The organism is Pseudomonas taeanensis MS-3 (assembly GCF_000498575.2).
GTDB lineage: Bacteria > Pseudomonadota > Gammaproteobacteria > Pseudomonadales > Pseudomonadaceae > Aquipseudomonas > Aquipseudomonas taeanensis.
Genome location: NZ_AWSQ01000009.1, coordinates 15,249 through 29,862, shown reverse-complemented (window position 1 = coordinate 29,862; position 14,614 = coordinate 15,249). Strand labels below are relative to the sequence as shown.

Here is a 14,614-nt window from a genome sequence, read left to right as displayed (position 1 = left end):
GGATCGGCGACTTTTGCCGCCCTGCCGGCAAAACGGCTTCAGCTCACAGCGGCAATTGACCCAAGGCCCAGCGCAACAGGAAGAAGCACAGGAAACCACCGCCAATGGTCGCCAGCAGGTTACGCGTGAGCGCGGCGATGGCGATGGCCGCCAGCCCCGCCAGCAGGTAGGCGTTATCCAGGCGCAGCGCCCAGTGCTCGCCGTCCGGGAGCAACATGCCGGGCACCACGATGGCGCTCAGCACCGCGGTCGGCACGTAGTGCAGGCCTTGGCGCACCAACGGCGGAAAGCGCAAGTCGGGAAAGGCGAATAGGCTGTAGCGCGTGGCGAAGGTGATCGCCAGCATGCCGAGAATCAGCAACCAATTGTCCATCATGAGTGCTCCTCGATAAGCCGCTCATTACGCCGCTCCAGCAGCACGCCCACGACAATCCCGCTGAACGCCGCCGCCATCAGGCCGAGTTTGTACGGCAGTGCATGACAAGCCAGGGCCACTGCACTCGCCACCAATGCTGCTGCGACCTGTGGCCGGTTGCGCAGCATCGGCACGACGATGCCAATAAAGGTGGCGAGCATGGCGAAATCCAGCCCCCAGGCTTCGAGGTTCGGCACGCTCTGGCCAAACAGCACGCCGACCAGGGTGCACAGCTGCCAATTCAGGTACATCGCCAGGGCGGCGCCGAGGAAGTACCAGTGCTTGTTGGGCGAGGCATCAGCCAGCGGATCGCTGTCGGCATAGCGATGCACTACCACTGCGTAGGCCTCATCAGTCAGCCAGAAGGCCAGCGGCACACGCCAGCGCTTGGGTAGGTGACGCACGAAGGGTTGCAGGCTGGCGCTGTAGAGCGCGTGGCGCAGGTTGACCACCAAGGTTGTGAGCAATAGCACGGTCAACCCGGCACCGGCGCCAAGCAGGCTGAGGGCGATGAACTGCGCCGAACCGGCGAACACCAGCAACGACATGCCCAGGGCCTGCCAGGTACTCAGCCCGGCGCTACCGGCCAGACTGCCAAAAATGATGCCAAACGGAATGGCGCCGAGCAGCATCGGCAGCATGTCGCGGGCACCTTGGGTGAATTCTTGCGAGCGGGTCATGGTCGTCCTCCGACTCGAAAGCCTACCGCTCTGCCCTCCAGCCGTCTTGAACGATCTTGCGCACCTGCCCCTGCAGCGCTCACAAACAACTACTATGCAGTAGGCTTTGGCCACACTGGTCTGCTCAGCCCGTATCGCGGCCAAGGCCGCTGCCACAGCATGGCGGCTGAGAGCGATTACCTGATACTGGCGTTGCGGTACTCAGCCGGGCCGACGCCATAGGCCTGCTTGAACTGCCGGGTGAGGTGGCTCTGATCGGCAAAACCCAACTGCATGGCCACGCTCAGCGGCGTGCGGCCGCTTCTGAGCAAGGCCCGCGCCTGCTCCAGACGCCGCTGCTTGAGCCAGGCATGCGGCGGCAGGCCGGTGGCCCGACGGAATACCCGGGCGAAGTGAAAAGGCGAGAGATTGACCGCCGCCGCCAACTGCTCCAACGAGGGTGGCTCGGCCAACTGGCTGGCCAGCAGCTCTTTGGCCCGAGCCACCGCCTGTGGCTCACGGCCAGGCGTCGCCACCTGGGGAATCCGTGCATGGCGCTGAAACAACAGCAGGATTGCTTCGCGCCATGCCGTCTGTTGTTGCAAGGCGCTGGTCTGGCTATCCAATAGACAGTGCAACTCGGCGAAGCATTGCCCCAGCAAAGGGTCATGCAACACGCTGTCGGCGAAGCCGGGCAAACCTGCCTGGCCGAGCTCCAGCTCCTGCAACACGCAGCTCACCTGCGACACTTCGGGGTAGAAGGCGCGATAGCGCCAGCCATACTCATGGGCTTTTGAGCCCGTGTGCAGTTCGTCCGGATTGATCAACACCATACTGCCGGCCGGCGCCAGGTGATCGGTACCACGATGCCTGAACCGTTGAGCGCCCTGCTCTATTACGGTGAATACGAATCCCTCGTGCACATGCGGCGTAAAACACTGCTCAATATAATGCGCGTGCAGCAGCTCAATGCCGCCCAACTCGCGGGACTGCCAGAAACGTGTGTGCTCGCTGCCTCCCTGCGCCATCGCTCAACCGCTGAAACGCGCCTCCAATTGCTGTTTAACCAGCGGCCATTGCTGATCGGTAATGCTGTACAGCACGCTGTCGTCCAGGCGCCCGTCGGCCAGCCGGCGATGATTGCGCAGCACGCCCTCGCGCTGCGCCCCGAGTTTTTCGATGGCGCGCTGCGAACGCAGATTGCTCGCCGCGGTTTTCAGCTGCACCCGCACCATCCGCCAGGTCTCGAAGGCGTGGCGCAGCATCAGGTACTTCACCGAATCGTTCAGCCCGCTGCCGTGCTGGCTACGGTCGAGCCAGGTCCAGCCGATTTCCGCCGCCGGCAAGGTCGGCAGGAACTCACCGAAGCGCGTGGTGCCGACCAGTTGCTCACCGAGGCGAATGACGAACGGCAACGCTTTGCCCTCACGCTGTTCGGTCAGGCCGAGCCGGTACCAGTCCAGCCGTAGCGCGCCACTCATGTACATCAGTTCCTGGCGATTGGCTTCGGCCAGGGTCACCAGTGCCGGAATATCCGCATCGACCATCGGCTCGATACGTAACGCGCCGCGCTGCAGGGTAATCAGTTGCGGCCTGAACATGGGACCCCTCCTCGGACATAGACGCAAGCACGCCACGCTAACAGGGCCGAAGCCCCTAGACAATTCTCGAAATTCTGCGGCAACGCCCCTACCTCAGGCACTTGCGACCTTGGTCGTGCCTGACGGCGCGACACTTTGCTGCGACACTGTAGGGGGATCGTTTGCAATATATTCTCGCTCTGGGCTGGCGCCATGATTGGCTTGCAGCTTCGACCGAAGAAGCCCCACATAGTTTGCTGTCGGAGTGTGCATGTCGTTGTCCAGCGGGCTGATCGCCGCAGTTGCCCTGATCTATATGGCCATCCTGTTCGCCATCGCCTTTTATGGCGATCGCCGCCGCGCGCCCCTGTCACCGCGCGTGCGCGCCTGGGTCTACAGTCTGTCTCTGGCCGTCTATTGCACCAGCTGGACCTTTTTCGGCGCGGTTGGCCAGGCCGCCGAGCAGCTCTGGTCGTTCCTGCCGATCTACCTGGGACCGATCATCCTGATGCTGTTCGCCCCCTGGGTATTGCAAAAGATGGTGATGATCAGCAAGCAAGAGAACATCACCTCGATCGCCGACTTCATCGCTGCGCGTTATGGCAAGTCGCAAGCGCTGGCCGTGGTGGTGGCGCTGATCTGCCTGGTCGGCGTACTGCCCTACATCGCCCTGCAGCTCAAGGGCATCGTCCTCGGGTTCAACCTGCTGAGCGGTGCCGGCGCCGTGTCCACCGGCACCCGCGCCCAGGACACTGCACTGATCGTGTCGCTGGTGCTGGCGTTGTTCACCATCCTGTTCGGCACGCGCAACCTGGACGTCACCGAACACCACCGCGGCATGGTGCTGGCCATCGCCTTCGAGGCGCTGGTCAAGTTGCTGGCCTTTCTCGCCGTCGGCACCTTCGTCACCTACGGCCTGTACAACGGTTACGCCGACCTGCTCGACCGGGCCGCGGCCACTCCGGCACTCGACGAATTCTGGGCCGAGGCGGTGAACTGGCCTGCGATGCTGGTGCAAACAGGCATGGCGATGATTGCCATCATCTGCCTGCCGCGCCAGTTCCATGTCACCGTGGTGGAGAACATCGAGCCAAGGGATCTGCGTATCGCCCGCTGGGTATTTCCCGCCTACCTGGTGCTCGCCGCGCTGTTCGTTGTGCCCATCGCCCTGGCCGGACAGATGCTGCTGCCGACCGGGGTGATTCCGGACTCCTTCGTGATCAGCCTGCCGCTCGCCGAAGCCCACCCGGTCCTGGCCGTGCTGGCCTTTATCGGCGGCGCCTCGGCAGCCACCGGCATGGTCATCGTCGCCTCGGTGGCACTGTCGACCATGATCTCCAACGACATGCTGCTGCCCTGGCTGCTCCGCCGGCAGAACACCGAGCGGCCGTTCGAGGCGTTTCGCCACTGGATGCTCACCGCGCGACGAGTCAGCATCGTGCTGATCCTGCTGCTGGCCTATGTGTGCTATCGATTGCTCGGCTCCAACACCAGCCTGGCGACCATCGGACAGATCTCCTTCGCCGCCATCGGCCAGTTGGCGCCCGCCATGTTCGGCGCCCTGGTGTGGAAGCAGGCCAACCGCCGCGGGGTGTTCGCCGGCCTGGGCGTCGGCTCGCTGATCTGGTTTTACACCCTGGTCCTGCCCCTGCTGGCGCGCAGCATGAACTGGCCACTGGCAAGCATCCCCGGCCTGCAAGGCTTGCTGTACGCTCCCATCGGCCTGGACATCGACCCCTTGAATCGCGGCGTGGTGCTGTCGCTGGCCGGCAACTTCCTGCTGTTCGCTTGGGTCTCCTACTTCTCCCGCACGCGGGTCACCGAGCATTGGCAGGCCGGCCGTTTCATCGGCCATGACTTCGGCGCCAAGCCCAGCAGCCGCAGCCTGCTGGCGGTGCAGGTCGAGGACCTGCTGCTGTTGGCCAGTCGCTTCGTCGGCGCGGAGCGAGCAGAGCTGAGCTTCAGCCGCTTCGCCAATCGTCAGGGCAAAACATTCAACCCCAACCTGCCGGCCACCAGCGAGTGGATCGCGCACACCGAACGCCTGCTCGCCGGTGTGCTCGGCGCCTCATCGACCCGCGCGGTGGTCAAGGCCGCCATCGAAGGGCGCGAAATGCAGGTCGAGGATGTGGTGCGCATCGTCGGCGAAGCCTCCCAGGTGCTGCAGTTCAACCGCGCCTTGCTGCAGGGCGCCATCGAGAACATCACCCAGGGCATCAGCGTAGTCGATCAATCGCTGCGCCTGGTGGCCTGGAATCCGCGCTACATCGAGCTGTTCGACTACCCCGAGGGCCTGATTTACCTCGGCCGGCCGATTGCCGAAATCATTCGTTTCAACGCCGAGCGCGGTCTGCTCGGCGGCGGCGCAGTCGAAGAGCACGTCAACAAGCGCCTGCACTGGATGCGCCAGGGCACCGCGCACAGCTCCGAACGGACCTTCCCCAACGGCCGGGTCATCGAACTGATCGGCAACCCGATGCCGGGCGGCGGATTCGTCATGAGCTTCACCGACATCACCGAATTCCGCGAGGCCGAGCGCGCCCTCAAAGCCGCCAACGAAGGCCTGGAACAACGGGTTGCCGAACGCACCCACGAACTGTCCCAGCTCAATCAGGCGCTGAGCGAAGCCAAGGCCCACGCCGAGGCGGCCAACCAGTCGAAAACCCGCTTCCTCGCCGCAGTCAGTCATGACCTGATGCAACCCCTCAATGCCGCCCGGCTGTTTTCCGCCGCCCTTTCCCATCAACATGACGGCCTGCCCCGCGAGGCCCAGGATCTGGTGCGTCACCTGGACAGCTCGTTGCACTCGGCGGAAGACCTGATCAGCGACCTGCTGGATATCTCGCGCCTGGAAAACGGCCGCATCACCCCCGCTCGCAGCCCCTTTGCACTGAACACCCTGTTTGACACCCTCGGTGCCGAGTTCAAGGTGCTGGCCGCCGAACAGGGCATCGACTTCCGCCTGCGCGGCAGCCCGCTGCGGGTGGACAGCGACATCAAACTGCTGCGCCGGGTGCTGCAGAACTTCCTGACTAACGCCTTCCGCTACGCCAAGGGCCGAGTGCTGCTCGGCGTGCGCCATGAAGCCGGACAGCTGCGCCTGGAGGTGTGGGATCGCGGCCCAGGCATCCCGGAAGACAAACGCAAGGTAATCTTCGAGGAGTTCAAGCGCCTCGACAGCCACCAGACCCGCGCCGAGAAAGGCCTGGGCCTCGGCCTGGCGATTGCCGACGGTCTCTGCCGAGTGCTCAATCACAGCCTGCAAGTGCGCTCCTGGCCCGGCCGGGGCAGCGTGTTCAGCGTCAGCGTGCCCTTGGCACGAACACCGCTGCCGGCGCCACAACGGGTCGACGGCCAGGAGCTCAACGGCCAGCCGCTGACCGGCACCCAGGTGATCTGCATCGACAACGAAGACAGCATTCTCACCGGGATGCACAGCCTGTTGTCGCGCTGGGGCTGCCAAGTGTGGACCGCACGCAACCGCCTGGAATGCGAGCACCTGCTCAGTGAAGACGTGCGCCCACAGCTGGCACTGGTCGACTACCACCTCGACGAAGGCGAAACCGGCACCGAACTGATGGCCTGGCTGCGTAGCGAACTCGGCGAGCCGCTGCCTGGCGTGGTGATCAGCGCCGACGGCCGACCCGAACTGATCGCCGCCGTGCACGCCGCGGGTCTCGACTACCTGGCCAAGCCGGTCAAGCCGGCGGCCCTGCGCGCCCTGCTCAGCCGCCACCTGACGCTACGCTGAGCAAAGCCTGCGTGGCTGAAGCCACTCGGGCGCCTCGTCGATGCCAACCACGCCTGGGGCATTAGCCCCAAGTGCCGGACGACTTATAGGCGAACCCACTGGGCACAGTGGCGCAGTGCGCGCTGTTGGCGAGCAAGACCGCTGCCACATTCGACATAACCCTGACCTCGCGCAAGCCTGCGCCCCGGTCACTGGCTAGACTGCCCACATCACGCCCAGCCAGGACGCAGCATGCTCGAAGCCTTAAACACCCTTCTGAACTTCGCCAGTGCACTGGCCGCCGGCCTGCTGATTGGCGCCGAACGCGGCTGGCAGGAACGCAACGCCGAGGACGGGCGACTGGCCGCAGGCATCCGCACCTTCGGCCTGAGCGGGCTGCTCGGCGGTTTCGCCATGTTGCTCGGCGAGCATTTCGGCGTGGCGGCGTGGGCAGCGGTGTTCATCGGTTTCGCCGCCCTGGTGCTCGCCGCCTATGTCGGCGATCAGTTGCAACATGGCGACATAGGCCTGACCAGCGAGGTGGCACTGCTGATCACCTTTCTCCTCGGCAGCCTGGCGGTAGCCGGACATCCACCACTGGCCGCCGCCGGCGCGGTAGCGGTGGCGCTATTACTGAGCCTCAAACACACCCTGCACGGCGCCCTGCGGAGCCTCACCGAGAGCGAACTACTGGGCGCACTGAAACTGCTGTTCATCTCCCTGGTGCTGCTACCGGCGCTACCGAATCAGGGATATGGCCCCTGGCTGGCGTTCAACCCCTACGTCATCTGGTGGATGGTGGTGCTGATCGCCAGCATCGGTTTCGCCGCCTACGTGGCGATTCGCCTGCTCGGCACTCGTCGCGGCCTGATAATCACTGCGCTGCTGGGCAGCGTGGTGTCCTCCACGGCGATGACCGTAACCCTCGCCCGCCTGAATAAAGGGCGCAACTTGCAGGCTTTGCTGGCCTGCGGGCTGCTGGCCACCTCGGCGCTGATGTTCCCGCGCGTGCTGCTGGAGGTAGGTCTGATCAATCCGAGCCTGCTGCCGCAGCTGATCTGGCCGCTGAGCGTGGCCATGCTGATTTACGCAGGCGGCGCACTGGCCTACTTCCAGCGCAGCAATCGCGAAAGCGAGGAAAGCGCCGAACCGCCGCTGAAGAACCCCTTCGAGCTGGGCCCCGCGTTGCGCTTTGCCGCGTTGCTGGCGCTGATTCTGCTGCTCGTCGAAGGCGCGCGTCACTGGCTCGGCGAGGTCGGCGTCTACCTGGTGGCGCTGCTCGCCGGGCTCACCGATGTCGACGCCATCACCCTATCCCTGGCGCGCAGTGCCGACGCAGAGCTGAGCGCCCAGGTAGCAGTGCAAGGCATCTTTCTCGCCGTCCTGAGTAACAGTTTGGTCAAGGGCTTGCTGATCGCCATGATCGGTGGACAGCAGCTGGCCCTGCGCACCCTGCCGGTAATGGGCGCAGGGCTATTGGCGGGCCTCGCGATCTTGCTACTGGGCTAACCAGCGAGACGCACCCTACTCACCGGCCTCGTCAAACAACGGCACGCCGGCTGCCTGCTCCAGCAACTCCACCGGCAGGCTTTTGCTCGCGCGGGCGCCCAGTAGCTTGAGGTTTTCCACTCGACTGACGATGTTGCCGCGCCCATCACAGAGCTTGTTGCGCGCCGCGGCATAGGCTTTGTCCAGCTGCTGCAAGCGCGCTCCAACTTCATCCAGGTCCTGGATGAAGGCGACGAACTTGTCGTACAGGGCGCCGGCCCGCTCGGCGATCTCACGGGCGTTCTGGCTTTGCCGCTCCTGCCGCCAGAGGCTGTCGATCACCCGCAGGGTGGCGAGCAAAGTGGTCGGGCTGACGATCACTATGTGCTGATCGAAAGCCTCTTGAAACAAATTCGGATCGGCCTGCAAGGCGGCCGCGAAGGCCGCTTCGATCGGCACGAAGAGCAGGACGAAATCCAGGCTGTGCAGCCCTTCCAGGCGTTGGTAATCCTTCAGCGACAAGCCTTTCAGATGGCTGCGCAGCGACAGTACATGCTGCTTTAACGCCTGCTGACGCTGCCCCTCATCTTCGCCGACGACGAACTGCTGATAGGCGGTCAGACTGACCTTGGCATCCACCACCACCTGCCTGTCACCAGGCAGCTGGATCAGCACGTCCGGCTGGAAGCGCTCGCCATCGCTGCTCTTCAGGCTGACCTGGGTCTGGTATTCGCGACCCTTTTCCAGCCCGGCATGCTCCAGCACTCGCTCCAGCACCAGCTCGCCCCAGTTACCCTGAGTCTTCTGGCCTTTGAGTGCGCGAGTCAGATTGGTCGCCTCATCGCCCAAACGCTGGTTGAGCTGCTGCAAGCGCTCCAGTTCCTTGCCCAGAGAAAAGCGCTCGCGGGCCTCTTGCAGGTAGCTTTCCTCGACGCGCTTCTCGAAGGACTGAATGCGCTCCTTGAGTGGATCAAGCAATTGGCCGAGACGCTGCTGACTGGTTTCGGCGAAGCGCTGCTCGCGCTCATCGAATATCTTCCCGGCCAGCTCGGCAAATTGCGCGCGCAACTCATCGCGCGACCCCTGCAAGTCATTCAAGCGCTGTTGATGGTTATCCTGCTGCTCTCGCAACTCGGCACTCAAGGCGGCGCGCTCGGCACCCAGACGACGCAACTCAGCTTCCTGCTGCTCGCGCTGGCCGCGCCAGACCTGGGCAGCCTCATGGGCAATCTGTCGTTCGTTTTGCAACAGCTCGGTCTCACGCCGCAGGGCGGCCAGTTCAGCCTGCTGATCTGCCTTGATCTCGCCGATTTCGGCGACCTCCTGGCGGCACGCATCGAGCTGGGCGCTCAGGCCTGCCTGGGCCAACTGCGCGCTATTCAGACGCTCCTGCAGCAGGCTCGACTCAAGGACCAGATTGGCCGCGCGGCGCTGCAGCGACCAAGCCAGCGCCAATAAAGGCACGGCAGCAGCGACTAGGCCGAGCAGCAGAGCAGGAAACATAGTGGGCAGATCGAGAGGCATAAGCAGCTCCGCACAAGAATGCGGGGCAGTATACCCAGCCCCGCGCAGAGCGCGTCAGGTGAGGGTCAGAGGCGTGACAGCAAGTGTTTGGCTTCTTGCGAACCTTGCATGGTCGCCGACTCCAGCCAGTGGCGAGCCTGCTGTGATTCATTGATCTGTGGCTGGCTGTAGAACCGACCCAGCTCCAGCTGCGCGCGACGGTCGCCCGCACGAGCGGCCTGACGCAGCATATCTACGCCCATGCGACGGTCGCGAGTGTTGCCACAATCGCGACAGAGTAACTGGCCCAAACGACTCTGCGCCAACACCACGCCTTGACGGGCTGGTTGTTTGAGCAAATGCCCGGCGAAACGCTTCACGCTCGGCGCATCTCCAAGACGTGGATTGTCCAACAACCAGATAGCCACGCGCATAGGTAGGCGAGGACGAGCGGAGGCAGATTCAGCAGTTACACGAGGGAGCACACGAGGCATAAGAAACAGCGGGTAGCCGGAAAAGCGCGCCACTCTACTCTTTTTTTCGCAGAGGTAAAGCCGTTGCCAGCGACCCTTTGTCGCGCCCTAGAGCGAGCGCTTGAGACAATCCACAGAAGCTGTGGATAACTCAGTGGATAACATGCCGACAGATGCCTCGATCGCCCATGCTATGGGGCCTGAAGTCAAACTGGCGTTTTTTTCACCAGCGCAAAAAAATCATATTTTTCATTGACTTATAAAATCATCAAAGAGAATCAAGGATTTACATCAATCACAAAATCATCCTTGACAAGGCGCCCCACGAATGTGCACAAGTTTTCTCGCTGGGTGTCTGAAATGCCCTGTTGCAGCGCATTGGCACAACAAAACCCGCTCACACACCAGCCACTTCGGCAACAGGCACCCGCTCTATTTGGCGCCCCATACTGGCCAATGCCCAGCATAGACGGCGCAGATCAGGTCGATCTCATACAGCGAGCAGTATTAGCCAGCAATCCGCGTGCGGCTAACACCCGGCTTAACGAGCGCCAAGGGCATGCCGAAACTGCCGTCGTTCGCTACATTTTTCAACGACCTGCTTGGAGCCTGTCGGACTTAACATTGGCCTCTGCGGAAAAGCCGGACTTGCCCATCTTTGCCGCTCTTTCTCGTTAAATAGCTCGCTACTCGCCTCGAAAGATCAGCAAAACTGACTTTCCCTCGCTACGGACGGTCAAGTCCGACAGGCTCCTAGTTCGACGTTCAGGCTGGCAGCGGCAAGCGTCCATCCACCAGAAAGTCAGCCCAACGGAATAGACGTGGCGTGTCGGGTGCTTGTGCGCTTTTGAACGCCACGTAGTCCGCCGTGGTTTCGCACAACCAGGGCAGCAGGTTACGCGGACGCTTTTCCGCCAACGCTTGCGGGGCATACAGCGCGACGTTGAGGCCCGCCAGGGGGCAGCGAGCGGACCGGTACTCGAAGGCCTCGACCCTGGCCTCGCGCATCGCCGCACCCAAGGCCTGGGTCGGTCGATAATGGCTGGGATGACTCAGCACCTCTTGCCAGGTGTTGAACGGTGGCTTGTGCAGCTGAATGCCACGTTCGACCTGATAACGCGCCTCGAACGACGCATGCTCGGAGAGGATGCGCGCACTGGGCGGCGGACTGAGCATGCCGTCCCACAGCACAAAGCGGTAATAGGCGGCTTCTGCCATCGCCGTGTCCAAACGCAGGGCGGCGTAAAACAGGCTGGGTTCATACACGCTGCCAAAGCGTGATCCCCAGCGCAGCGGCGGATAACGAAACGGGGTTTTCAGCAGGTAATGCAGCGGCTCGGCACTCTCAGGCAAGGGTGGCTTACTGGTCTCCAGCAGCTCTTCCAACAGTGCCTGTTCGACCAGACTATCTACCAACTGCAAGGTGGCGACTTGCTCCTGACTCTCGACCAGGCGCACCAGGCGCCCGCGTATGGGCTTGACCTGTTCGACTCCTCGACACTCTTGCCAGATGTCCATGGCGACTGTTCCTTATTGTTATTGGCCCGCGACAACCCAACCCGTCCCGACACATTTGCACCTGCTTCGGCTCACAGAACGCAGCGCCGATACGCAGTCGCTTTTCATCACCTGTCAGGCCTTGCCGCGGATCGCATCGAGATATTCCACCACCCGCACCAGCCCCTGCACCTGTCCCATCAAGACCAGCGGCACGCCGGCCAGGTGGCGGTTTTCGGTGCGCAAAAAATGCTGCATGTCCTGCAAGTTGCCGCCGAACAGGGCGAACAACGCGCGGTAGGCCCGAATCAGCAACAGCGCCAGCTCACCGGTTTTGCTTTGCGGGCGCAGGCCGCTGTCGGCCCAACGGCTAATCGCCGTGCGATGGACACCGACGATGTCAGCTAACTCCTGCTGCGTCAGCCCCAACTGCTCGCGGGTGCTGAGCAAGGCTTTGGCCAGTACCGCTTCGGCATCGACTACCGGTCGCACAAGTGCGCTCATAACCCCCGACCTCTTGGTTCATTTACAGCAATACTAGTACTAAATGATGCAAATACACAAATACGATCACGCCATGATTGGCAGCCCGAGACACATGGGGTAACGTCCAGTCACATCATGCCTTCAGCCTAAAGGACTACGGATTTGTGCCCATGATCAGCCGACGCGCCTGGCTGCGAATCATCAGCGTGTTCGCTCTGCTGTTGTTAGTGAGCGGTTACGCCTACCTCAACTGGGCGCGCATGCTGGAGCGCTACTCTATTGACCAGTTCGACTGGCATGGGCCCAGCCTGTCACTCGAAGGTATTACCCTGACGCACCTGACTCTGCGGCAACAGGACAGCAGCGGCAGCCTGCTGGTGCAGGCCGAAAATTTGCGCCTAGCCTGGCGCTCATTCAGCATCACCCCACCCTTCTGGCAGGATATTCAACTGGGTCGACTGCTACTGGCCTGGCAACCCGGCGCGCAGCCTGCAGACGCGCAGTCAAGCGACGTACAACTAGATCTAGCAGCGCTCACAACCGCCCTGCCCTGGCTGCCGCTTAGCCTGCGCATCGACGAATTCTCTGCCGAACTGCCCTGTGCAAACGGGCGCTGCACACTCCAGGGCGACCTGCAGGCGCTTAGGCAGCAACGCGCGCCCCTGGCGCTTGAGCTGAGACTCAACCTGCGGCACGAAGCGCAACAGCTGGCGTGGCAAGCGCAGCTGCAGGGCACGGCCGATGAGGCGTCACTTCAGCTGAGTCTGACGATCAACCAGCGCTCGCAACTGAGCCTGCACAGCAGCCTGAGTAACAGTCCCGACGGGCAGCTCTGGCGCGGCAAGCTGTCAGCTCCAGAGCTGAGCGAAGCCGCCGCCCTGCACAGCTGGCTAAGTGTGTGGGCGCTAGCACCCGGCCTACAGCTGCCCAACCTGCCAAGCGCTGCACAACTGGCGGCGAACTGGCAGTTACTATTGCCACCCGGCGCCCTGACGCTGCAACGGCTGCACAGCGCTTCCGGGCAGTTCGAGGCCGCCGCCACGCTGCCTGCCCCCTGGGCCATTCCCGGCATCGGCCAGCTACAAGGCAACCTCGACATCGGCGCGCGCGGCGAACAGGGCCAATGGTTCGCCGAACGACTGGCCGCCGACCTGCAGCTCGATCAACTGGCACCGGCCTGGCTAGGTGACTTGCCGCAAGCGCTGCACAACGACTCGCTGCAATTGCGCATCCAACCGAGCGCCCCGCTCGGCGAACTGCCCGCCAATCTACTCGGCCGCGCCCTGCCCTTGGCGATTCTCCTGCGCAGCGATGGCGCCACCACGCTTGAGCTGCAGGCCCAGTTGGCACTGGCGAATGCGCCCCCCTGGGCAGTCCACATGACCAATGCGCGGCTAACCGCCAGCAACCCGGGCATCGTCTTGGCTGACTGGAAGACGCGCGACCTGAAGGCTGCACTTAGCTTCAACGGCTACCTGGATGATCGGCAACTCGACCTCAACCTGCTAAAAGGCTCGCAGTTAAACCTCGGCGAACTGGCCGGCGACGAGCTGCGCCTGACCCAGCTCAGCGGCAGCACCGAAGGCCTGCAACTACAAGCGCAACACCAAGCCGGCAGCCTTCAGGCATGGCGCCTGCAAGGCCCCGTCACACTGGCAACCCTGCGCCTGGAACAAGCGCTGCTCAAGCCGCAAGGCTGGCATTGGCAGGGGCAGCTCGCCGCCTCCCGGGAACAAGTCGAGCTGAACGGCCAACTGTCCTCGGCTGCCGACTTACAGCTGCGCCTGCAGCTGCAGCACAGCGCCAAACGAGGCCTGCAAGCACAGGCGCAACTGCCTGAACTGTTTCTCCGCGCCGGTAACCCACTGGCCGATACCCTGGCCGATTGGCCTGCCCTGCTTGATCTGAACAACGGCCGCCTGAGCGCCGATGCACGCCTGAGCCAAACACCTAACAACAGCGCCCCCAGCGTACAACTCAACCTCACCGGAAAAGGCCTCGCCGGGATCTACGACCGCACCGAACTCACGGGCCTGGACGGCCACCTGCACCTCAAACTGAATTCGCGGCAACTGGATATCGAGCTGGTCAAGCTGAGCCTGGAGCAAGCCAACCCAGGCATCCCCATCGGCCCCTTGCAGATGCGCGGCCGTTACAGCGCACCTATCAGCCAACTTGATAAAGGCCAGCTGTATCTGCAGCAAGCTCAAGCAGCACTGATGGGCGGTACGGCCCAGCTACCCTCTGAGCGATGGGACCTGCGCCAGGACAGCCTGCTCTTCCCGCTTGAATTACGCGGCCTGAAACTTGATCGGCTATTTACCCTCTATCCCACAGAAGGGTTGGCCGGAGCCGGCACACTCGACGGTCGACTACCGCTGCGTATCGGCAACGACGGCATCGAAATCGAACAGGGTCAACTGGCGGCCCGCCCACCGGGCGGCCGCCTGCAGTTCGAATCGGAGCGAATCAGGGCGCTGGGGCAGAGCAACCCCGCCATGCAGTTGGTGACGCAATCGCTGGAAGACTTTCACTTCACCACCCTGAACAGCCAGGTCAACTATGATCAGCAAGGTACGTTAAGCCTGGCCATGCGCCTGGAAGGCCAGAACCCGGCAATCGAACAAGGCCGCCCGATCCACTTCAACATCAATCTGCAAGAAGACATTCCCAGCCTATTGGCCAGCCTGCAGCTGACCGATAAAGTGAACGACATCATCAAGCAGCGGGTGCAGCAGCGCATATTGCAGCGCAGGGCAGCCGCCATCCCCAAGGGGCCTTAA

At 63.0% G+C, this 14,614-nt stretch carries 11 protein-coding genes; 3 read left to right on the top strand and 8 right to left on the bottom strand.

Features of this window, described 5'->3' with window-relative positions:
* Positions 1–43: 43 nt before the first annotated feature.
* The 4 genes from TMS3_RS20355 to TMS3_RS20340 form a co-directional block, all read right to left on the bottom strand.
* Positions 44–373, bottom strand: a complete 330-nt coding sequence (locus tag TMS3_RS20355; protein ID WP_025167138.1) for an AzlD domain-containing protein — start codon at positions 371–373, stop codon at positions 44–46.
* Positions 373–1,095 carry an AzlC family ABC transporter permease gene (locus tag TMS3_RS20350; RefSeq protein WP_025167137.1) on the bottom strand — a complete coding sequence of 241 codons (723 nt, stop codon included), beginning with the start codon at positions 1,093–1,095 and terminating at the stop codon, positions 373–375. Before TMS3_RS20350 ends, TMS3_RS20355 begins: the two co-directional genes overlap by 1 nt.
* A 176-nt stretch (positions 1,096–1,271) precedes the next feature.
* Positions 1,272–2,102 carry an AraC family transcriptional regulator gene (locus tag TMS3_RS20345; RefSeq protein ID WP_025167136.1) on the bottom strand — a complete coding sequence of 277 codons (831 nt, stop codon included), beginning with the start codon at positions 2,100–2,102 and terminating at the stop codon, positions 1,272–1,274.
* Between the two features lie 3 nt (positions 2,103–2,105).
* On the bottom strand, positions 2,106–2,675 hold the full coding sequence (locus TMS3_RS20340; protein WP_025167135.1) for a GNAT family N-acetyltransferase: 570 nt from the start codon (positions 2,673–2,675) through the stop codon (positions 2,106–2,108).
* Positions 2,676–2,925: 250 nt separating this feature from the next.
* Here TMS3_RS20340 and TMS3_RS20335 point away from each other — a divergent pair, with 250 nt between their 5' ends.
* Together TMS3_RS20335 and TMS3_RS20330 are read left to right on the top strand one after the other, a co-directional pair.
* Positions 2,926–6,405: a hybrid sensor histidine kinase/response regulator gene (locus tag TMS3_RS20335; protein WP_025167134.1), complete on the top strand. Its 3,480-nt coding sequence runs from the start codon at positions 2,926–2,928 to the stop codon at positions 6,403–6,405.
* A 231-nt stretch (positions 6,406–6,636) separates the two neighbouring features.
* Positions 6,637–7,893 (top strand): MgtC/SapB family protein, encoded by a 1,257-nt coding sequence (locus tag TMS3_RS20330; RefSeq protein WP_025167133.1) that lies wholly within the window; start codon positions 6,637–6,639, stop codon positions 7,891–7,893.
* Between the two features lie 15 nt (positions 7,894–7,908).
* Here the strand turns inward: TMS3_RS20330 and rmuC are convergent, their stop codons facing one another.
* The 4 genes from rmuC to TMS3_RS20310 all read right to left on the bottom strand — a co-directional run bounded on the left by rmuC (position 7,909) and on the right by TMS3_RS20310 (position 11,849).
* A complete protein-coding gene (rmuC, locus tag TMS3_RS20325) occupies positions 7,909–9,270 on the bottom strand; it encodes a DNA recombination protein RmuC (protein WP_200929747.1) in 1,362 nt (453 codons plus the stop codon).
* 191 nt (positions 9,271–9,461) lie between these two features.
* The gene (locus tag TMS3_RS20320) at positions 9,462–9,809 is read right to left on the bottom strand and encodes a tetratricopeptide repeat protein (RefSeq protein ID WP_051394280.1); all 348 of its coding nucleotides are present in this window, start codon (positions 9,807–9,809) and stop codon (positions 9,462–9,464) included.
* Between the two features lie 804 nt (positions 9,810–10,613).
* Positions 10,614–11,366 (bottom strand): RES family NAD+ phosphorylase, encoded by a 753-nt coding sequence (locus TMS3_RS20315; RefSeq protein WP_025167130.1) that lies wholly within the window; start codon positions 11,364–11,366, stop codon positions 10,614–10,616.
* A gap of 114 nt (positions 11,367–11,480) precedes the next feature.
* Complete coding sequence (locus TMS3_RS20310) at positions 11,481–11,849, bottom strand: antitoxin Xre/MbcA/ParS toxin-binding domain-containing protein (RefSeq protein WP_025167129.1); 369 nt, start codon at positions 11,847–11,849, stop codon at positions 11,481–11,483.
* A 152-nt stretch (positions 11,850–12,001) separates the two neighbouring features.
* Here TMS3_RS20310 and TMS3_RS20305 point away from each other — a divergent pair, with 152 nt between their 5' ends.
* Positions 12,002–14,614 carry an intermembrane phospholipid transport protein YdbH family protein gene (locus tag TMS3_RS20305; RefSeq protein ID WP_025167128.1) on the top strand — a complete coding sequence of 871 codons (2,613 nt, stop codon included), beginning with the start codon at positions 12,002–12,004 and terminating at the stop codon, positions 14,612–14,614.

What these genes read in the sequence shown, in the direction of transcription:
- TMS3_RS20355 (WP_025167138.1), bottom strand. Translation starts at nt 373, where the DNA reads ATGGACAATTGGTTGCTGATTCTCGGCATGCTGGCGATCACCTTCGCC.
- TMS3_RS20350 (WP_025167137.1), bottom strand. Translation starts at nt 1,095, where the DNA reads ATGACCCGCTCGCAAGAATTCACCCAAGGTGCCCGCGACATGCTGCCG.
- TMS3_RS20345 (WP_025167136.1), bottom strand. Translation starts at nt 2,102, where the DNA reads ATGGCGCAGGGAGGCAGCGAGCACACACGTTTCTGGCAGTCCCGCGAG.
- TMS3_RS20340 (WP_025167135.1), bottom strand. Translation starts at nt 2,675, where the DNA reads ATGTTCAGGCCGCAACTGATTACCCTGCAGCGCGGCGCGTTACGTATC.
- TMS3_RS20335 (WP_025167134.1), top strand. Translation starts at nt 2,926, where the DNA reads ATGTCGTTGTCCAGCGGGCTGATCGCCGCAGTTGCCCTGATCTATATG.
- TMS3_RS20330 (WP_025167133.1), top strand. Translation starts at nt 6,637, where the DNA reads ATGCTCGAAGCCTTAAACACCCTTCTGAACTTCGCCAGTGCACTGGCC.
- TMS3_RS20320 (WP_051394280.1), bottom strand. Translation starts at nt 9,809, where the DNA reads ATGCGCGTGGCTATCTGGTTGTTGGACAATCCACGTCTTGGAGATGCG.
- TMS3_RS20315 (WP_025167130.1), bottom strand. Translation starts at nt 11,366, where the DNA reads ATGGACATCTGGCAAGAGTGTCGAGGAGTCGAACAGGTCAAGCCCATA.
- TMS3_RS20310 (WP_025167129.1), bottom strand. Translation starts at nt 11,849, where the DNA reads ATGAGCGCACTTGTGCGACCGGTAGTCGATGCCGAAGCGGTACTGGCC.
- TMS3_RS20305 (WP_025167128.1), top strand. Translation starts at nt 12,002, where the DNA reads ATGATCAGCCGACGCGCCTGGCTGCGAATCATCAGCGTGTTCGCTCTG.